A 21808-nucleotide genomic window follows, 5' to 3' on the forward strand; every position below is an offset into this window, starting at 1 on the left:
GAATCCCCCAACCCGGACATGGATTGCCCTGCAGAGTACGGATACCGCGCCGACTTTCGTGGAAGAACCGTCGACTTTGGTTTACCAATATGTCTGATGCCGTCAACAAAGGTGAGGGAGGGTCACAACTCGGGCGTCAACAGCTCCCCGATTGCTTCCATGACCTCGGGTTTTCCGAATTCGTGGTGCGCCGCAGGCACCGTCACGACGCGGATTTCACCGAGAAGTGGCTCCCACGCGCGGTAGCCGTCGCTACCCGCGGCGGCCACATACACAGCCTTACCCACTCGCACCGGCGCGGGCCGATGCGCACGGACCGACGCGACAAGTGCCTCGACGCGTTGCTCGTAGGCGGCGAGCAGTTCCGGGTCGACGTGTCCGACGACGCTCGCGTCGAGTTCCCCGGCATCGGCGGGCATGTGCGCCGGAACGTAGCTGTCGAGCAACGCCAGTAGCTCGACGTCATCAACACCACCATCACCGCCGAGGCGTCGGGCGATCTCCTGCGCGAGCACCCCGCCGAGCGACCAGCCGACCAGCCGATACGGCCCGACGGGTTGGCGGCGTCGAATCGTTGCCACGTGGGCGTCGACAAGTCTCTCGAACGACATATCCTGTGCTGCAGCATCTTCGAGGCCGGGCAATTGTAGACCGAGCACCCGATGACCCGGCCACACCTCGGCGAGGGGCCGGTAGTCGGCGGCCAGGCCGCTCGCCGGGTGCACGCACCACACGATCGGCCCCTCGGCAGCGTCTGATAACTCAAGCACGGCGTCGTCGGTCGGACGGGTGAGGAGGTCGACGACGCCGGCGGGTGTCGAGGCGGCGAAGAGCCCGGCCGCCGACACCCCCAGCCCAGTGCGGTCGACGATCTCGTCGCGCAGCCGCAGCAACGCCAGTGAGGTGCCGCCGGCGGCGAAGAAGTCGTCGTCCATGCCGACGGCCTCGCCGAGCACCGACGAGAATGCCTCGACCACAGCGGTTTCCGTCGGTGTCACGGGTGCCCGGCGTGACTGCGTCCACGTCGGCTCCGGTAGCCTGGCGGCGTCGAGTTTACCTGCGCCCGTCAGTGGTAGCTCGTCGACGACGACGATCTGGCTCGGCACCGCGTGTCGCGGCAGCATCGTCGCGCACGCCGCCCGTAGCCGAGCAACGTCGACGTCGCCGACCACATAGGAGACGAGTACGTCGCCCGCGGGCCCCGACACCAACAGCGTCGCGGCCTGCCCGGCGCCCGCCGACCGCAGCACCGCGTCTACCTCGGCCGGCTCCACCCGCTGTCCGCGGATCTTCACCTGCCGGTCGATGCGCGAAAGGTAGTGCAGCCCGGTGCCGCGCGGGTCCCAGCGCACGAGGTCGCCGGTGCGGTACAGCCGCCGTCCGTCGGGCCCGGCGACGAAGCGCGATGCGGTGAGGCCCGCATTGCCGAGATAGCCCCGCGCCAGCCCGTCGCCGGCCAGGTACAACTCCCCGGGCATTCCCGGCGGGCACGGCCGCAGCATCGAATCCAACACCAGCGCACCGGTTCCCGGCAGCGGATGCCCGATTCCCACCTGATCGCCGCGGCGGTGCGGGCCCCCGGTGGCGAAGACGGTGGTCTCGGTCGGTCCGTACACCGAGGTCACCGTGGCCGCGCCGGTCCACTGGTCGAGGAGGTCACGCGGTACCGCCTCACCGCCGACGAACACCGCGCGCAGCGACGTCAGTGCCCGCGGGTCGAGGGTGGCCAGCACCGCCGGAGTCGCGAAGAAGGTGGTCGTCGCCAGCCTGGCCAGCCACGCCGTCAGGTCGCTGCCACCGGTCAGCTCCGCCGGCACCACGACGTGCGTGCCGCCGGTCAGGACGGGCGCGAGCAGGTCGAAGATCGTCGCATCGAATCCGGGACTGCTGAGCCCGGCGACGCGGTCGAGGACCGTACCCGGCGTGTCCGCACTGTGCGCCAGCCGCCACAGCCCGCGATGGCTCACCCCGACCGCGTTGGGAACCCCGGTGGTCCCCGACGTGGTGATCACATACGCCAGCGCGTCGGCCGAAACACGGGTCACCGCTTCCGGTTCCACCGCAGCGTCGGGTCGAGCTGGTATGTCGGCGAGGCCGATGCGAGTCGCGCCGGCCGCGGCGATCACCCGCTTGATACGGCCTTCCGGATACCCGACGTCGATCGGCACGCACGTCGCGCCGATGCGCGTGACCGCCCAGAACGCGATCATCGATTCGACGGACCGCGGGATCGCCACCGCCACCGCGTCACCCGCACCGAGCCCGCGGGCCCGTAAAGCCCGCGCCGTCACCGAGATCCAGTCATCGGCGGCACGGTAGGTCAGCGCCCGCGCACCGTCGTCGACGGCGAGTAGCTCGGGGTACCGCTGCACGGTCCGCGTCCAGAAGTCCGCGAGCAGCGGCGGCTGTTCCGGCGACGAGAACGTCGCCGCATCATCGAGGTAGGCGCGTTCACCCGACAGCAGCAGCGGCACCGTCGACACCCGCCGCTGCGGACCGTCGACGACGGCATGCACCGCCTCCTCGACGCGGTCGGCGATCGCCTCGATTTCGTGCTCGGCGAACAGGTCTCGTGCGTAGACGAAGCCCAGCCGGTACCGGCCGCCGTCGTCGACGGCGAGCACCTGCAGGTCGAATTCGCTGTGCGGGCTCGGCGTCTGCTCCGGACCGACGATGCCACTCGTCACCGCGGCCAGCGCGGCGTCGATCATCGAGAACGACACCTGCACCAGCGGGTGCCGTCCGGCCTCGCGTGGCACGTCGGTGAGTGCGACGAGGTCATCGAAGCCCACGATCGCATTGTCGAGGGCGGCGAGGTCGGCGTCGCGGACCCGGCGGATCAGCGCGGAGACGGTCTCGCCCGGACCGAGCCGCACCCGCAGCACGACGGTGGACACCAGCATGCCGACGGTGCCACGCATCCCCGGATGCCAGCGCAGCGACGCCGGGGTGGCCACGGCGACGTCGTCGGCGCCGGCCTGCACACCCAACGCCAGCACCAACGCTGTGTGCAGCACATGGAACGCCGAGCACCGGTGCGCCGCAGCCACTTCCCGCACCCGAACAGACGCCTCGTCGCCCAGCGGACGCATCAACGTGTACGTGCTCAGGTCACGGACGACGGGCCGTTGGGCAGCCAGATCCAGGCGCCCCGAATACCCGTCGAGTTCGGCCGACCAGAAGTCCAGTTGCCGTTGCCGTTGTGCACCTTCGACGTTCGTGAGCCATCGGGCGACCGCCGCATACGGGGCCGGTGGCGGGCCGAGGTCGCCGCCATCGAGCAGAGTGGTCAGTTCGCGGTGCAGGATACCGGCCGACTCACCGTCGAGGCTGATGTGGTGGGCCACCAGCGTCAGGCCCACCGGATCGGCATCCCCGAGGATCAGGGTGACGCGCACGGGCGGCTCGTCGGCGGCGAGATCGAAGGGTGCGCCGACGATCTCGCGCATCACCTCGGCGGTGAGGTCGGTCGCGGCCACCTCGGTGACCGGCGGCAACCAGTGCGGCAGCACCGTCTGGCGCGGGCCGTCGGCGCCGTCGCGGTAGCCGGTGCGCAGCGCGGGATGGCGCTCGACGAGCTGTGCGACAGCCCCGATCACCCGCGCCCGGCTCGTCCCCGCCGGCACGGGCACGCCCACCGGGACCGTGTACATCCCGGCGCCCGCGGCGTCGGACAGCTGGTGATTCACCCACATCCGGCGCTGCGTCGGCGCGAGTTCGAATTCACCTGCGGGGACGGCACTCTCGTTGACCCACTCGTCGACGCCGGCCCACTCACCGGCCGCGAGGACGGCGGCGAGTGCGGCCGGGGTGGGATGGTCGAAGAGCAACCGGGTTTCGACGGGCCGTCCGATCCGTTCGGCCAGCAGCGCGGTCACCTGGGTCGCCGACAGCGATGTGCCGCCGAGGGCGAAGAACTCGTCGTCGGTGCTGATCGCCGATGCGTCGATGCCGAGGACCCGCGCCATCACCTCGCCCACCACCGGGGTCAGGGCCTGCCCCGCCCAGCCGGGTGGCGCCACCACCACGGGCGGCGTGACGATCCCCGACGATTGATCCACGGCCAACTCACGGGCCGGCGGCTTGGGCAGCGGCGACGAGCCGGGTGCGGCCAGCCCGGCAAAGGTGACCAGCAGGTCGTCGAGCATGGCCGCCGCGCTGGCCGAATCGACCCGCACGGAGTGGACGACGGTGAGGTCGAAGCCGCCGTCGAGGCTGCCGTGCGGTCCGGTGCCGGCGAGGACGACCTCGATGTCGAATTTCGCGTCGATCGCTGCACTCCCGGTGGCATCCATCAGCTCGGTGTCGACTGTTATGCCCGCGCCATCGACATTTTCACCGCCACGAACCCCGTCGCCTCGAGCCCCGTCTCCTCGAATATCGGGCAGCACATCCTGGTTGACCAGCAGCACCGAGATCAGCGGGTCGCCGAAGCCGTGGGCGTCGGGGCGGATCGCGCGCACCACCGCGTCGTAGGGCACCTCGGCGTGTGCCGCGCCGGTGACCGCGACGTCGCGGACGTGTTTGAGTGCCGCACCGATGCTGCCGGTGGGCTCGAGGCGGGTGCGCAGGGCGAGGGTGTTGACGAACATGCCGACCACCGACTCCCATTCGGGCGCGCTGCGTCCGTGGACGGGGGTGCCGATCACCAGGTCGGTGCGCCCGGTCCACCCGCCGAGGACGAGCGCGAGTGCGAGATGCGCGGCATGCAGCACCGACGCCGCCGACTCCGACGCCACCCGCGCCACGTCGGCGGCTACCGCGGCGGAGACGTGGGCAGTGATTCGCCCGCCCTGTCCTTCCGGACCAGACCCGTTGCCGGGCAACCGAATCGGCGCACCGACGTCGGCGAGAACCTCGCGCCAGTACTCGATGTCGCGGGTGTATCGGCTCTCCGGGTCGGCCGGATCGCCGAGCAGCTCGTGCTGCCAGCGGGTGTAGTCGCCGTAATCGAGGCCCTCGGCCGGGAGTGCGGCGCCGTGATAGGCACGCAGCAGGTCGTCGACGAGGATGCGCATCGACCACCCGTCGACGGCGACGTGATGCATGGTGGCCACGAGGTACCGGATGGGGCCGCCCGCCACGCTGAGCAGCTCGACGCGTAGAGGCACCTCGCGCGTGAGATCGAACGGTGCGCACAACAATTCGCTCACAACGACGCCCAGCCGTCCGGCAGGAACGACCCGCTCGACGACGACGGGCCCGGCGACGAGGAATTGCTCGGGCCCGTCGGCGGTGTCGGGGAAGAGTGTGCGCAGGCTCTCGTGGGCGGCGACGACGGCGTCCACCGCCGCGCGCAGGCGAGTGACGTCCACGCCGGGATCGAGCCGCAAGACGAGCGGGACGTGGTAGGCGGTGGAGTCCGGGTCGAGGCGATGCTGAATCCACAGACGGCGCTGCGCATACGACAGCGGCAGTCGGTCCGGGCGCGGTCGTCGCCGGGGCGCCGGAATCGACCGCCCGGCATCCAGGGCGTCGATGCCGCGCGCGACCTCGCCGACGGTGCGCCCCGAGAACAACAGCGCCAGTGGCACTTCCCGGTTCTCCTGGGCGGAGAGCCGGCTCTGCGCGCGGGTCGCCGACAGCGAGGTGCCGCCGAGGGCGAAGAAGTCCGAGCCGGTGGTGATGTGGTCGACGGGGAGTCCGAGGAGCTCCGAGAACACCGCGGCCACCACCCGCTCCGTCGGAGTGGACGGCGTCTGTCCGGCGTGCGCTCCGGGCAGTGGTGTCGGCAGGCGGGACAGGTCGAGTTTTCCGTTGCGGGAGAACGGCAGTGCGTCGATCCGGCCGATGGCGGCGGGAATGATGCTGCGCGGCAGGATGTCCCCGATTCCCGCGCGCAGCCGTGGCACGTCGAGCTCAGCGCCGGGGGTGAGCACCACCCAGGCGACGAGGATCTTCTCCCCCACCGCCGACATCCGGACATCGCTGACGGCGGTGCGCACCTCGTCGAAGGTCTCCAGCGCGGCGTCGATCTCCCCGGGTTCCACCCGGATTCCGCGGACCTTGAGCTGGTCGTCGCCCCGACCGACAAAGATGACGGCGCCGTCGGCGGTGCGGTACACGAGGTCGCCGGTGCGGTACATGCGGCCACCGTCGCTTGAAGGCGCAGCGACGAAAGCGGCTGCGGTGAGCGCGGACTCGCGGTGATAGCCGCGCGCGAGCGCCGGCCCGGTCAGATACAACTCGCCGAGGGTCCAGTCCGGTACCGGGCGCAGCCGGTCGTCGAGGATGTGGAGGCGGGTGTCGGCGATCCCAGTTCCGATACCGACCGGCGCGTCGGCGGTGACCTCGACGGCCGACGCGGCGACCGTCGCCTCGGTGGGCCCGTACTCGTTGGTGAGGGTGACGTGCGGTGCCCAGCGCCGCACCAGCGCCGGCGTGAGGGCCTCACCGCCCACCACGACGTGCCGCAGATCGGGATGGTCGCCGGCCGGCAGCGTCGAGAGCACCGACGGCGTGGTCAGCAGCACCTCGACGCGATGCTCGGTGAGCAGGCGGGCGAGGTCGTCGCCACCCACTATGGTCGGCGGGCACACCGTGAGGGTGGCGCCTGAGTGGTGCACCGGCAGCAGCCCCATGAGGTGGGCGTCGAAGCCCAGGTCGTAGGTGTGCAGCGTGATGTCGCCGGGCCGCAATGCCATTCGGCCGGCCGCGTCGCGCGCGAGGCCGCCGAGCCCGCGGTGCGTGACGGCCACGCCCTTGGGTGTCCCGGTGGTGCCGGAGGTGAAGGTCAGATACGCCACGTCGTCGGCGTGCAGCGGGCGGATGCGTTCGGCTGGGTCGAAGGATGCCGGGTCGAAGGGAGCGGCGTCGAAGGGTGCTGGGTCGCCGGCGACCGCGACGGCCGCGGCCACGTCGTCGATCTCGAGGACGGTCCGCGCGTCGGCCTCGGCGATGCGTTCGTCTCGGCGGTGTGGTGGATCGGCCGGGTCGACGTTGACGAACGCCGCCCCCGTCTTGGCGATCGCATGCAGTGCGATCACCGACCACGCCGACCGTGGGAGCTCCAGCGCCACCACGTCTCCCGGCCCGATTCCCTCACCGATCAGGCGGCGCGCCAGCCGCGTGCTGACGCGGTCCAGTTCGGCGAACGTCAGCGAGTGACCCAGGCCGGAAACGACATTGGCAAGGTCGTGTACGGCGATCGCATCCGGTGCGAGCCGTACCCCCGCACCGAGGAGCTCCGCCAGCCCGGCGACTGCGCCCGTCCGGGCAGCGCTCTCCACACCACCGACGGGGCCCGCCTGGACCGCGACAGCACCCTCCTCACCACCGACAGCGCTCTCCAGCACCCCGACGACGCTCGCCAGCAGCGTCGCGAGCCGCTTCTCCTCGGCGACGGCAGCGGTGCAGGTCATCGCGAGGTGCAGACTGTCGTCGGCGTTCACCATGACGACGTCGAGTCCGTGCAGCGCAACCGGGTTCGCAGAGTTCAGATATCCCGGCCCGACCGGGCCGTCGAGGGCACCGAGCGCGACGTCGACGAGGGGGCGGCCGGCGCTGATGCGGCCGGGGTCGGCGATCTCGGTGATCTCGGCGAGCGGCAGGTCGGCGTGCGCGAAGGCGCCGAGGTCCGCGGCCGTGATGCGCGAAAGCAGTGCGGGGAACGGCAATTCGGTGTCGACGTCGACGTGCATCGGTACCGTGCGGGCAAATGGACCCACCACCGGAGCCCATCGGCCGTCGATGCGGCCCGAGGTTGCCGCACCGATCGTGATCGTCCGGGACCGCGACGCGCGGGCGAGCACGGCGGCCACCGCGGTGTGTACTGCCGCGTAGAGCGTGCTGTGATGCTCGACGGCCAGGCTCTGCAGGGTGCGCGTGACCGGCGGATCGAATCGGTGGACGACCCGCACGGCCGGGGCCGCGACGTCGGCGTGTGCGGTCAGATCCATCCCCGGAACGAACAGCGGTTCAACGGGTTCGGTGAACACCGACCGCCAATAGGCGCGCAGCTCGTCACGGCGTGCCTCGAGGGTTTCCGCCCGCCACACGGTGTAGTCGCGGTACCCGACGGGCACCGGATCGAGGTCGGCACCGGCCAGCAGGGCGTGGAGGTCCGCGGCGAGTACGTCGAGACTTTCACCGTCGACGGCGATGTGGTGGATGACCCCCACCAGCCGCACGCGGCCGTCGTCGTCGGGATCGTCGAGAACCGCCAGGCGCCAGGGTAGTTCGACGGTGAGATCGAGCGGCGTCCTCAGCGCGGCGAGCGCGGCGTCGACGGACTCGGCGACGGGCGGGCCGTCGAGCATCTTCTGCAGGCGCGCCCGCGCGTCAGAAGCGGTCCAGAGTTGTTGCCGGATCGGCCCGTTCGCATCGGCCGGGAAGCTGGTGCGCAGTGCGTCGTGCCGGTCGAGCAGTGCCGCCAGGGCGGTGACGAGGCGAGGACGTGACGCGTCGACGGGCAGCGCGAACGGCAGGAGGTGTCCGGTGAACTCCGGTGCGGCCCGCCAGCGCAACCAGAGTTCTTCCTGCTCCGGGGTCGGCGGCAGCGGCGCCGAGAGCGGGGCCGCCGGAAGGTCCGGCAGGCGCGGCTGTGTGCTCGCGGAGCCGGCGAACCGGGCCAGCGCATCGATGGTGGGGTGCGCGAACACGTCGGCCACCCCGACCGGCCGTCCGTCGGCCGTCAGCCGGGCGGCCAGCCGCGCCGCCGACAGCGAATTGCCGCCCACCATGAAGAAATTGGACGACGGCCGCAGCGCGGAAAGAGCCGCACCCACCACGTCGGCGACGGCCTCGGCGATCGGGGTCTCCGCCGCGGTCAGCGGACGTTCCGCCTCGGGCGCGGCGGTCAGCAAGGCCAGTAGCGCGGTGTGGTCGAGTTTGCCGGTGTCGATCATCGGCCACTGAGCCACCACCCCGATCCGCGCCGGAACCGCATACCCCGGCAGCACCGCCGCGCACCCGGAGAGCAGGTCCGTCTCGGCGACCGAACTGTCGGCGAGCACGAATCCGACGATCCGCTCGTCGCCGCGCAACGCCCCGGCGTCGACGACCACCCGCGCATCGGTGACGCCGGGCTGGGTGCGCAGCACGGCGGCGATCTCACCGAGATCGATGCGGTGACCGCGGATCTGGACCTGATCGTCGCGGCGTCCCAGATATGCCAGCCGCACCCCGGACGTGTCGGCGCTCTCCGCCAGCACGCGGACCAGGTCGCCGGTGCGGTAGAGGCGGACGCCGGTGCCGGCCGGATCGGCGACGAATCGGTTTGCGGTGAGCGCGGATTCGCCGAGGTAGCCGTCACTGACCTGGGCACCGGCCACATAGAGTTCGCCGCGTCCGCCGACGGGCACCGGGCGCAGCCGGTCGTCGAGCACGCGTAGCGTCACCCCGTCGAGCGGCGCTCCGATGAGGCTGCGCCCGTCGTCGACGTCGACGCGGGTGTGCGTGAGGTGCACGGTGGTCTCGGTGATGCCGTACATGTTGACGAGGTCGACACCGGGATGCGCGGCAGCCCAACCAGCCAGCGACGGCGCATCGAGGGCCTCCCCGCCGAACACCACGCACCGCAACGACGACAGCTCGCCGGACTCGCCGACGAGCGCCGGATCGACGATGCGGGCGAACGATGTCGGTGTCTGGCTGAGGATCTCGACGCGGTGCGCGGAGAGGGTGGCGACCAGTGCCTGCGGGTCGAGCACGGTGGCGCGGTCGACGACGACCACGGTCCCACCGGAGGCGAGGGCGCCGAAGATCTCCCACACCGAGAAGTCGAAGGCGTAGGAATGCGTCCAGCTCCACACCGCGCCCGGCCGCGCGTCGACGGCGTCGAGGGCGGCGCCGAGCATGGCCGCCAGATTCTGCCGGGTGACCTGTACCCCTTTGGGTTTCCCGGTGGTGCCGGAGGTGTGGATGACGTACGCCGCCCCCGGCCACGGCACGCCCTCGCCGCGCTCACGCACCGTGATGTCCCCGTCGTCTATGTCCCCGTCGATGACGGCGACCGGTCCGGTGTCGGCGAGGATCGTCTCGATCCGGGCGGCCGGGTATGCCGGGTCGATGGGGACGTATGCGGCGTCGAGGTGCAGGACGGCCAGCATCGCGACCACTGTGCCGCTGCTGCGCCCCATTCGCAGGGCCACCCGGTCGCCCGGCCGGACGCCCGCTTCCGCGAGCCGGTTGGCGAGTTCCCGAACCTGTTGCGCGAGCGCCTGATAGGTGATCTCACCGTCGGAGTCGACGACGGCAACCGCGGTGGGTCGCTCGACGCAGTGGCGAGCGAGCGCGGCGATCGGATCGCGAGGGCTGGTACGCCGGGCGAGCGAAGCCGGCGCGTCGACGCCGGGCAGGCACTCGCCGACCACGCAGTCGGGGGTGGCCGAGGCGAGGTTGGTGACGGTGGCGACAAAGGTGTCGAGGAGGCGTTCGGCGGACTCGGCATCCACCCGCCGGGGCGCAATGGTGGCCGTCACGCGCAGCGCAGGTGCGCCGTCCGCGTCGACGGTGTCGACGGTGAATTCGAGTGCGGTCCGGGCGGTTCCGACGCGGATCGGGCGCGCGGCCGTCACCAGGCCGGTGTCACGGAAGTCGGGGGCGTCGGCGCCGTAGGCGAGGATGACGTCGAGGAAGGCCGGTACGCCGGACGTGGTGTGCGCGCCGGCGGCGTCGGCGATACCGCGGTAGCCGAGGTGGGCGTGGGTGCGGGCGTCGGCGAGTTCGGTGGCGGCCGCGACCAGCGCGGCGCCGACCTGCTGATCGCGTACACCTGTCGAGCGCAGCAGCACCGTCTGCACCAGCATGCCGACCGCGCGCAGGTCGGTGGTGGTGTCGCGGCCGGCGATCGGCGCCGCCGTCACGATATCGTCGCTCCCTGGGTAGGCGGCCAGGGTGGCGTCGAGGGCCACGCGCAGCACGCTGTGCACGGTGGTACCCGCGTCGGCGGCGAGCCGGGACGCGGCAGCGAGAACGTCTGCGGGGATGGCCCGTTCGACGTACCGCGCATCACCGGCGGTGGCGCCCGAGGCGGGGTGTGCCGGTTCGGGCAGGGCCAGATGTTCGGCCGCACCGCCGAGACGCTGCGCCCAGTAGCGTTCGGCCCGCGTCACGTCGTCCCCGGCAGGCGGGCGGGGTCGCGGCGGTTCCGCCGACGCGAAAGCCCGAGCGGCGCCGGTCGCCCGCGCTTCGAGGGCGGCCGCGAACTCGTCGACGAGGATGCGCATCGACCACGCATCGACGAGGACGTGGTGTGCGGTGATGAGCAGCTCGACGGGCGAGGCGTCGTCGATGATTGCGCGCCACGGCAGTTCGTGGGCGAGGTCGAAGGGTTCCGAGGCGGCGGAGTCGTCGAATGGCCCGACCGAGATGCGTAGCAGCCCAGCGGCTTCGTTTACGCCGAGGACGCGCGGGATGGGCCGGCCGTCGCCGGGGTCGATGAGGGTGCGCAGCGCGGGGTGGCGCAGGGCGACGTCGACGAGGGCGGCGCGCACCACGGCGGCGCCGATTCCTTCGGCCAGGGTCAGCTGCACCGGCAGGTGGTAGACGGTGGCGTCGGGCTGCATGCGCTGCAGGACCCAGATCTCTGCTTGCTGCGGGGTGAGTGCCGGCGCGTCGTCGGGTGCCGGCTCGACGGGTACCGCGCGGTCGACGAGCGCGCACAGATCGCCGACGGTCTCGGCGGCGGCGACGTCACGCACCTCAAGGGCGGCGCCGGTCCGCTCCCCCAGTTCCGCCGCGATCTGCATCACCGACAGCGACGTCACGCCACGGTCGAGCAGCCGATCGTCCACGGCCACCGCGGTTCCCAGCACACCGCCGACCACGTCGAGCACAACCTGGGTCGACGACGCATCCGCCGCGGGCAGAGGCACAGGCGACGCTGCAGGCGACGAGTCGCGCACCGACGAAAGCCTCCCCAGCACAGGCGGTTCTACATCGAGACCGTCAGACGCTGTCATCGCGCGCAGCACCGAGGTGAGCACGTCGAGCAGTTCGCGGGCGCGTTCGTGGCTGAACCAGTCGGTCCGGTAGGTGAGTCGCACCCGCAACGAGCCCCCGGTGAGTTCGGTGTCGAGCTTCACCGGCACCAGCGCCTGCTCCGGCGGCGCCACCTCGATCGCAAGGCCGCCCGCATCGAACGAATCCCGGTGCGTGAACACCACATCGGAGAGCGGCCAGCCGAACAGGTCGCGGGACGTATCGGCAACACGCACCACCTCACCGAACGGCAGTGCGGCGTGGTCGGCTCCGCGGCGGATCGCCGTGGCCGACGCCTCGACCACCGCCCCGATGGTCGCGTCGGCGGGGACGCGCACCCGCACCGCGATCGGGTTGACGAACATGCCGACCACATCGGCGGATTCGGCGCTGCGGCCCAGCGCGGGGATCACGACGACGGTGTCGTCGGCGTCGGTCAACGCGCGCAGGGTCAGCACGACCGCGGCGTGCAGCCATTCGACGGTGGTCACCCGCGCGGCAGCGGCCCGGCGCAGCAGCGGTTCGGCATCGGGGATCTCGGTCTCGGACACCACTGCCGCGGCCGGCCCGACCACGCGATCGCGGCGCGGCCGATCGACTGGGAGGCGGTCGCGAGCGGGCAGGTCGGCGAGCGTCGCCGTCCAGAACCGCAGATGTGCGGCAGCCGGCGAGTCGGGATCGCCGGGGTCCCCAACCCGCGCGGCCTCCGCACGCGCGGCCACAAGATAGCCCGTCGGCACTGAATCCCAGTCCGGTGCCCGACCGGACGCGCGCGCCGCCACCGCGAAAAGTGCGTCGGTACCCAGGATCTCCAGGGAGCGGTCGTCGACGAGGACGTGGTGGGCGGCCACTGTGACCACGCTCGCCCCGTCGTCCTCGGTGATCGCGACCCGCAACGGAATCGACCCGATCAGCGAAGGCACCTCAACAGCCCCGTCGACGAGAACCTCGTCCAGGGCGTCGCCCACCGCAAGGATCTCCGCCCACACCTCCCCGCGCTCCTCAAAGAGCACGGTCCGCAGGATCTCGTGCCGGGCGATCAGGTCACCGATCACGGTGCGCGCCAACGGCTTCCCGACGCCGGGCAGCCGGACGGTGAACCGGACCGCGTCGACGGTGCTGTGCGGCATCAACTTCTGCGCCAGCACCATCGCCCGCTGCGCCGCACCGGCCGGCGCCCGCCCACGCAATGGCTCGGCACCAACAACATCCGGAACGGAAGAAGCGTCGGCGACCAACCGCGCCACCGCCCGCAGATCGCGGGCGCCGAGGATCTCCCCCACCCCGACCCCGGCAGCCCCGAGCCGATCGCGCACCGCCACGGCCTGCAGCGACGACCCGCCGAGCGAGATGAGATCGGCAGCCATCGACGGCCGCTCGATGCCGAGGACCTCGGCCACCGCGTCGGCCACCGCCTGCTCCCCCGCGCCCTGCGGGGCGACGTCAGCCGCCACGTCAGGTGCCGCCCCCTCGATCAGCGCGGCAACAGCGGCTCGATCGAGTTTTCCGCCCGCCGACACCGGCAGCCCAGCGACGACGGCGATGTGCCGCGGCCACATGACCGGCGGCAGTGCGGCGGCGAAATGACGGCGCAGGTCGCCGGGGAGGCTTGCCCGGTCGGCGTCGGCGGCCACCACCACGGCGAGGTCGAGCCAGTGCTCACCTGGCACCACGGCGGCAGCGGTGACGCCGTCGAATCCCGCAGCGGCATGCTCGATCTCGCCCGGTTCGATACGCACACCATGCACGGAGAGCTGATCGTCGGCGCGGCCGTGAAAGTGCAGTGCCCCGGTCCCGGGGTGGATGCGGACGAGGTCGCCGGTGCGGTACATGCGCTGCCCGGGCTGCCACGGGCACGCGACAAAGCGTTCGGCGGTCAGCGCGGTGCGCCCCGGGTAGCCGAGCGCGACCTGCGGTCCGGCGAGGTAGAGCTCACCGATCACGCCGGGCGGTACCGGTCGCAGCCGGTGATCGAGCACGCACGCCTCCGCGCCGGCGATCGGTGTACCGATGGGCACGCTCGCGTCGGCGCCGGGCTCGCCGTCGACGCCGAACTCGGTGGACCAGATGGTGAATTCGGCAGGGCCATAGAGGTTTACGACGCGGTGGTCGGCCGAGAGCGCCACCGCCAGGGCGGTCGGCAACGCCTCGCCGACCGAGACGACGACGCGCGGCAGGCTTGCATCGGGGATGGTCGCGAGCACCGACGGGGTGGCGACGACGTGGGTGACGCCGCCCGCGGTGAGCTGCGGGCCGAGCGGGGTGTCGGAGCGGCACGGCACGAGCGTTGCGCCGGTGGCCGCGGCGGCGAGGATTTCGAAGTGTGCGGCGTCGAACGTGGCGGACGCGAGGGCCGCGATGCGCGGCGGCGCCGTCGCGTCGTCGCCGAACAGTGGGCGTTGCGCGGCGATCACCGTCGCGAGGCCGCGGTGGCCGACCGTGATGGGTTTGGGGTCGCCGGTGGTGCCGGAGGTGAAGACCAGGTAGGCGGCGTCGTCGAGGCGGGTGGCCGGGTGCGGGCGCGGGGCGCGGACGGCGGGGAGGTCGTCGAGCGCGGTGAGCACCATGATGGGTGCGGCGGTCTCGAGGATGCGAGCACGGCGGGCGGGTGGCTGCGCGGGGTCGAGCAGCAGGATGGTGGCGCCGGTATAGGCCACGGCCCACCAGGCGACGAGTTGGTCACGGCCACGGGGTATCTCGATGGCGACGGTCCGCCCGGTCCGGGCGCCGGCCGCGAACAGCCGCCCGGCGAGGGCGACCGCATGCGCATCGAGCTGCCGATACGTCAGCGTCTCCCCGGTGCCGGGAACGTCGAGCGCCACCGCCTCGGGATGTCCGACGACGGCGGACGCGAGGATCTCCGGCAGCGTGCGCGCCGGCACCCCGGGCCCGCCACGCGGCACCGGATCGTCGTTGTACAACGGCAGATCGTCGATGAGCACCCCCGGCACGTCGACGGCGAGTGCCACGACCGCGAGCATCGCCAGGAGCTGCCGATGATGTTGCGCCACCTCGGCGGCGTCGTAGCGGTTCGGGTTGGCCTCGATGTCGACGACCAGACCCGAGGCGCCGGCCGCGGGATACACGTTCACCGCGAGGTCGTCGACGGGTGAGGTGGACAGCACGTGGAAGGTGGCGGTGGCGTCGCCGCAACGGAATTCGCGGTCGAAGAGCATCAGGTTGAGCATCGGTCCGGGCAGGCCACGGTGGCCGAGCGGATTGCGCGACCCGGCGGCGTCGTTGCCGAGATCGTCACTGAGATCGGCGCGAATGTCCTCGTAGCGGTACCGCTGATGACGCAGCGCGCCCATCAGCGCCGCACCGGTGTCGCGTAGCGCGTCGGCGACGCTGGCCGCGGCCCGGACCCCGGTGCGCAGCGGCACCACGTTGGATACCGGCAGCGGGGTGCGCCGGAGGGCCGCGGTGGTGCGCGCGGCGACGGGCAGGTTGAGGATCGGGTCGTCGCGGCCGGTGGCCCGGCACAGGTAGGCGGCAAGCGCGGTGGCGATGACGGCGGGCACGGTGCTGTGGTGGGCGGTGGCGGCGCGCTCGAGGGCGGCCATCGTGGCGGACGGGATGTCGGCGGAGACCACGCGACTCAGCGGTGCGGGTGGCCCGGTGCGGTGTGAAAGTGACGCCGGACTTGGCATGTCCGCGAGCGTCTCTCGCCAATAGGCGCGGTCGGTGGCGTAGCGCGTCGAGGCGCGGTAGTCGGCGTCGGCGCGGGCGGGTGCGTCGAAGTCGACGGGTCCGGGGTGTGGGATCGGCTCGCCGGCGATGCCTGCGGTGTAGGCGTCGAGCAGTGCGCGGATGGCGTCTTTGCCGGAGATGCCGTCGACCACCAGGTGGTGGGCGCGGTTGTAGAAGTAGTAGTGGTCGTCGCCGAGGTGTAGCAGCCATCCGAACATGACGCGGTCGGTGGCCGGGTCGACGGGGCGGCTGTGGTCGGCGCGCATGAAGGCGTCGGCGGCGGCGCGCGGGTCGGATTCGCCACGGAGATCGAGGTATTCGGGGTTGGCGTGCAGGCTCGGGTCGTAGACGCCGACGGGGCCGTCGGGGGTCTGCTCGTAGCGGACCTGCATGAACTGTCCGCGGCGGACGGCTTCTGTGGTGTGACGCAGGAAGGCCTCGATGTCGATGGGGCCGCGGAGTTCGACGTACTGGGCGATGTTGAGCGGCAGTTGTGGCAGCGTCTCGGCGGTCGTCCACAGCGCTCGTTGGGCCGCGTCGAGGCGGAATCGTCGTGTGCCGGTGGGCGTGTGCCCGGTGATCGCGTCGTCGGCCATGGTCAGCCTTCGGGGCCGCAGACGGGGACGTCGATGGTGGGGGTGGGGTTGTCGACGAGGGGTTGCACCGGCACCTGCGCGCGCCCGTGCGCCGACTTCGGTTCGGTGAAGGTGACGTCGACGTTGACGGACTCACCGGCCGGGATGCGTACCTGGGTGTAGACGACGGTGTGGCCGTCGAGTTCTCCGGTGGAGTAGAGGGTCGGTGCGCCGTTGACGCTGATCTTGTCGATGGTGGCGCCGCGGGTGAGGGTGAATTGGACGTTGGCGAAGTTGGTGCCGCGGGGCAGGTTGGCGCGGGTGGCGCCCATGGAGCCGATCACGTAGTCGGGCAACGACATGTCGTCGAGGGTGTTGGTGAGGGTGATCGAACCCGTGGACTGCCGGGTCTTTCCGGTGCACGGCCCGGAGGTGTAGCGGAGCTCGCGGCGCAGGTAGTAGTCGATCTTGTTGCCGGCGACGTTGCCGACGGTGACGTCCATGTACGGGGCCGACGAATCCGGTAGCTGGTGGCCGAGATTGGTGGTGTCGAGGATGCGCTGATCGTCGGGATCGGTGCTGTAGACCATGATGCGGCGTTCGTGGACGCCGCGGCCGAGCGCCTCGACCAAATCCACTTCCCCGATTCGTTCACCCCTATCGAGGAAACACTCTCTGCCCTGGACGGTCTCGTGCGCTCCGGCAAAGTTCGATACATCGGCGCCTCCAACTTCAGCGCCTGGCAGCTCGCCGACGCCGAACACATCGCGCGCCGAGCGGGACTCACCCGATTCGTTTCGACGACCGACGAATACAATCTCACATGGCGACAACCCGAGACCGAACTGATCCCAGCCCTACGCCACTACGGACTCGGGTTCATCCCGTATTTTCCCTTACAGAACGGTCTGCTCACAGGTAAGTACCGTAGGGATCAGTTCCCCGAGGGAGCCAAGATCACCAACCTCAAACGCTACCTGTTGAAGACGGCTCCATGGGATGCCCTGGAGAAGTTCGAGGCATTCGCCGCCGAGCGAGGGATCACACCCACCGCCCTCGCACTCGGGTGGCTTCTTGCGCAACCGACAGTGACCAGTGTGATCGCCGGGGTGACCGTCCCCGAACAAGTCGACAGCAACCTTGCCGCAGCACGATGGGTACCCAATGCCGACGAAGAGCGCGAACTCCGGGCGCTGTTCGACGGGAAGCTATCCGGCGGCCCCGGAGTCGTGGACAAGGGATAGCTTGTATCAGGATGCATCGCGCATACCGGCGGTGCGCGATTTCAACACCCTCGCCAAAGCCGATGGGCTGTGCGATCGTCAAGTTCGCGGACGAAATGATCACTACCTACCACAAACTATGTACACCAACGGGGCCAGGCCCCACCAGTGAGTCTCGAGGCTAGCCCCGTGAACGCCAAACAGCACCGGCATCCACGGGGCGCTTGCCCATCTGGAGTACCGCAACCAAGCTAGCGATCAGATCGACGCCCGCGACCGCTAGTGCCGGTCGATGATCGACTCAAGGATTCCATCGACTCCAGATTCAGGAGGTGCTGGGCGGGAGAAGTCCGGCTTCGGAACATCAGCACCGGGATGCGCACCAAGAACTTCACGCACATAGTCGGTCCACGGCGATCCCTCCGGGTTCAACTCATTGTCGAGCCCATACCCTCCTGCACCCCACCAGAATTCAGTTCCCCTTCCCATAGCCACACCGCGGCGGGTGTGTTGGTCAACATGGAAGTCAAGAACCTCAGTACACCGGTCGCCGCGCGCGACTGTTTCCTTGGTCCAGACAGCAAGTTCCATCGACGCACGATCCTTCGGAGCTCCCGCGAGGAGCCTGATGGCGTGCGCGGTAAACATGAACCGATCGACACCGCGGGCAAACGCTTCACGTTGTGTATTCAGTGCAGCCAGAAGCATCGGGGCATTCGGCAGCCCCAACCCGACGTCTTCCACAGCAATCACTGCCAACCGCTGCCATACCTTGGCCTCCACCTCGATCCCTGTCAGATAGAGTTCGTATGCCGCCAGTGACGCCTCTTCGACCAACCCTCTCCGAATCGACTTTTGCAAGACGGAAAGCAACTCGTCTGCTCGGTACCCATTCACTGTGACCAGCCGTGACCACACATCCTCGTGCTGTTCAGGCATCATGCACCCACTGCCGCAACAGCGTGCCGGTGAACGTGCTCCGGACCTGGCTCATCCGGTCGTCGCCTCCGAAGCAATGGATCCGCGATCTGGCGTGGCAGCCAGCCTCGATCGTCCGAGTTGAGTGTGATTCCGGGCGGCACGATCTCGTCGATTCGATCGAGCACATCGGCTCCTAACCGGATATCCAGCGCAGCAAGAGCCGAATCAAGCTGCTCTTGCGTGCGCGGACCGATCACCGGTGCGGTCACAGCAGGATGCGCCAAGATGAACGCCAGAGCCAACTGAATGAGAGTCAGCCCCGTCTCGTCGGCGAGATTCTGCAGTTCGACAACCGCTTCGTACTTGGCTCTATTCGCCACGACTCCCAGATCGAACAGCTTCGCGGCTCGGGAACTCACCGGTGCCGGGACCTTTCCATCTCCGACCCTGCCCGAGAGCCAACCGCCGGCGAGCGGACTCCAGGTTAAAACACCCATACCATACTTTTCGGCGACGGGAAGCACGCTGTACTCGGCTTCCCTCGCAAGAAGGGAATAGGGAGGCTGTTCAGACCGCAACTTTTCGCGACCACGACGCTCTGCCGTCCACTGCGCTTCCACGATCTCGTGTGCTTGAAACGTCGAACTGCCGACGTAGCGCACTTTCCCTGCGCGAACAAGGTCGCTCATGGCGCCAAGGGCATCGTCAATATCGACCCATTCGTCCGGCCGGTGAAACTGGTAGACATCAATGTAGTCGGTCCCGAGCCGCCTCAAACTGTTCTCCACCTCGGCCATGATCCAGCGCCGAGATCCGCCACGCATATTCGGATCAACTGTCGACATTCGCGAGTAGACCTTCGTAGCAACAACGACGCTAGAACGGTCAACCTGCTTCAACGCCTTGCCAACGATTTCTTCGGATTCGCCAAGCGAGTATTCGTCGGCCGTATCAATGATGTTGATGCCGGAATCGATCGCAGACTGGATGACGCGGACAGCCGCATCAGGATCGACATTTCCAAAGGAACCAAAATTCAACGTTCCCAGACAGATTGGGCTTACCTTCAGTCCTGTAGTGCCGAGGACATTGTAATGCATAGAAACACTTCCTTTCCCGAGGATAGTACAACTAATCCGGACTTAGCCATCAGCGACAGCGCCAGCGAAAAGACGGCTCGACAGATGATCGACTAATTCATGAAATTCCTGCTGATGGAGGGTCTGCGGACCGCGGGGACGGGCTATGGGTACCACGACACGTTCAACAATTCGTCCAGGGCGCGCTGACATCACGAATATCGTGTCTGACAAAAATACGGCCTCGGCGATCGAATGGGTCACCAACAGGCTGGTGATGCTGCGCTCCGACCACACACGCTGCAATTCCAGATTCATCTGCTGGCGCGTTAACTCGTCCAAAGCACCGAATGGCTCGTCCAGCAGCAGTGCGCGCGGTTCCATAACGAGGGCTCTCGCGATCGCGACACGCTGTCGCATCCCGCCCGAAAGTTGGTTCGGACGAGCATTGGCAAAGTCCGACAAACCCACCAAATGCAGTAAATCGTTGATCGCTGCTTTCGATTCTCTCTTTCCAGACAACTCCAAAGGAAGTCGTACATTCGCCGCTACGGTGCGCCACGGCAAAAGTGCGGAGTCCTGAAAAGCGACACCGGTGGCATGTCCGACCCTCTCCTTCTTCGGCGGGCCGCCGTGAAGCCGCACGGTTCCCGACGTCGGTTCCTCCAGATCCGCGAGCATACGCAGAAGAGTAGACTTTCCACATCCGGATGGTCCGAGAATCGTTACGAACTCGCCTTCAGCAGAAGTGATCGTCACGTCGTCCAAAGCGACAACCGCGGTCCGCCTGTTACGAAACTCCTTACGCACACTGATTGCCTCGATTCCTGGTGTCATCAATACCCTCCTGAAAACCTCGTCCGCGTGAAGTGCTCGGCTAAGTCCGCGATCTTGTAGATCACAACCGCACCCAAAGTTATGACGACGACCCGGCTCCACAATCCGGTGAAGTCGGCGACCGACGTTGACGTGAGAATCGTGTATCCAAGACCCTTACCCGTAGCCAACCACTCCGCAACCAGAGCACCGATAATCGCGAGCGGCGCGGACACTCTCAGCGACGTGAAAAGCGCAGGCAATCCGTTCGGAACGCGGACCTTCCAGAAGGCTGCTGCCGGCGACCCACCGAACGCAACCACCAGATCCAGACTGGTCTGCGGAGTGGACGCCAGTGCCTGGCTCATTATCACCAGGGTCGGAAAGAATGTGACGACTGCTCCGATCACGGCAACCGCAACCATCCCGCGTCCCATAATTGCGACGATGAGGGGGGTAAGCGCAACCAATGGGACACTACGCATAACCAGCGCAAACGGCGTGAACACGACTTGCACCAAGGCCGACCGCTGGAATGCCGCTGCTCCAACCAAACCGAATACCAAGCCTGCAAGTACCCCAATTCCCGCGTCAGTGAATGTCCGAGCGGCTTCGCCACCAATCTCCGCAAGGTGTGCAGACGAATCCGTACCGAACAGGTATTGAGCGACGTCCGTAGGAGTTTTTCCAAAAAACGAATTGACGTGAAATATACGTAGCATTCCATCCCACACCATTAGTACAATTGCGAGCGTGATTACACCCTGCCCGAGCGCGGACAGCAAGCGAAGCGGCCACGGGCCTTCCCGTCTCGGCCGGCTGACCGAATTGAGATCAACTGGCTTGTCCGGCTCCCAGGTGAGAATGAGTTTCTCAAGCGCCACGACACCAAGAAACCCGACGCCCGCTATCGCGCTTGCGGCGAGTGCCAGGCCCCAGGTTCGCTCGATCTCCAAAGCCTGCCCAGCGGTGATGAACGCCACCCCGACCCCCTTCTTTCCGCCGAGGTACTCCCCGATGATCGCACCGAGCACGGCACCTGACGGAGCGATGCGCAATGCGGTGAACAGCGCCGGCAAAGCTGCCGGGAGCCGCACCTTTCTAAGGGACTGAAGGCGCGATCCCCCCGCCGCGTCGACTAAGTCCAGCGAGATCGGGTCCGCTGCCCTCAACCCGGCTAGCGCGCCAACCAACGTCGTGAAGAAGACACCCAGCGCAGCCAGAATGATCTGAGGTGTGGGCCAGTCAAACATTATCGCGAGGATGGGCCCCAGCGCGACGAGCGGAAGTGAGCTGAACGTGAGTGCGAGTTGCAGAACCGGCCCTTCGACCAAAGGAACGACCAAGATCAGCACCGCTAGTCCGACCGCAATTGCCACACCGATGGCCAACCCAACAGTTGCCTCGTATGCCGTCTGCGCAAGGTTCGGCGCGTAGAACTGCCACCCATCCTTCAGCATCTTCTGCGCGATCGCCCACGGCGTGGAGATGGTGCGGTTGTTAGTGGCCGTGCCCACTGCCTGCCATCCCACAACGAGAATCACGAGGCCTAGTGCACCGAGTGAAGTTCGTCTGCTGATCA

At 68.8% G+C, this 21808-nt stretch carries 7 protein-coding genes; 1 reads left to right on the top strand and 6 read right to left on the bottom strand.

Going from position 1 to position 21808, the window contains the following annotated elements:
- Nucleotides 1-122 precede the first annotated feature (122 nt).
- Both ACLQ3C_RS10390 and ACLQ3C_RS10395 read right to left on the bottom strand, forming a co-directional pair.
- Complete coding sequence (locus ACLQ3C_RS10390) at nucleotides 123-16208, bottom strand: amino acid adenylation domain-containing protein (protein WP_425704974.1); 16086 nt, start codon at nucleotides 16206-16208, stop codon at nucleotides 123-125.
- Between the two features lie 2 nt (nucleotides 16209-16210).
- Nucleotides 16211-16825 carry a hypothetical protein gene (locus ACLQ3C_RS10395; RefSeq protein WP_425704975.1) on the bottom strand — a complete coding sequence of 205 codons (615 nt, stop codon included), beginning with the start codon at nucleotides 16823-16825 and terminating at the stop codon, nucleotides 16211-16213.
- Between ACLQ3C_RS10395 and ACLQ3C_RS10400 the strand changes: the two genes are divergently transcribed.
- Nucleotides 16790-17431 (top strand): aldo/keto reductase, encoded by a 642-nt coding sequence (locus tag ACLQ3C_RS10400; RefSeq protein ID WP_425704976.1) that lies wholly within the window; start codon nucleotides 16790-16792, stop codon nucleotides 17429-17431. The genes ACLQ3C_RS10395 and ACLQ3C_RS10400 overlap by 36 nt on opposite strands.
- Before the next feature lie 258 nt (nucleotides 17432-17689).
- Here ACLQ3C_RS10400 and ACLQ3C_RS10405 read toward each other — a convergent pair whose 3' ends face one another.
- From ACLQ3C_RS10405 to ACLQ3C_RS10420, 4 genes are read right to left on the bottom strand one after another with little or no spacing between them, the layout of a single operon-like run.
- Nucleotides 17690-18349, bottom strand: a complete 660-nt coding sequence (locus ACLQ3C_RS10405) for a hypothetical protein (RefSeq protein WP_425704977.1) — start codon at nucleotides 18347-18349, stop codon at nucleotides 17690-17692.
- Nucleotides 18349-19431, bottom strand: coding sequence for an aldo/keto reductase (locus tag ACLQ3C_RS10410; RefSeq protein ID WP_425704978.1), 1083 nt, complete (start codon nucleotides 19429-19431; stop codon nucleotides 18349-18351). Before ACLQ3C_RS10410 ends, ACLQ3C_RS10405 begins: the two co-directional genes overlap by 1 nt.
- Before the next feature lie 42 nt (nucleotides 19432-19473).
- On the bottom strand, nucleotides 19474-20247 hold the full coding sequence (locus ACLQ3C_RS10415; RefSeq protein WP_425704979.1) for an ABC transporter ATP-binding protein: 774 nt from the start codon (nucleotides 20245-20247) through the stop codon (nucleotides 19474-19476).
- The gene (locus tag ACLQ3C_RS10420) at nucleotides 20247-21770 is read right to left on the bottom strand and encodes an ABC transporter permease (protein WP_425704980.1); all 1524 of its coding nucleotides are present in this window, start codon (nucleotides 21768-21770) and stop codon (nucleotides 20247-20249) included. Before ACLQ3C_RS10420 ends, ACLQ3C_RS10415 begins: the two co-directional genes overlap by 1 nt.
- Nucleotides 21771-21808: the final 38 nt, after the last annotated feature.

The organism is Gordonia sp. DT30 (assembly GCF_049844915.1).
GTDB lineage: Bacteria > Actinomycetota > Actinomycetes > Mycobacteriales > Mycobacteriaceae > Gordonia.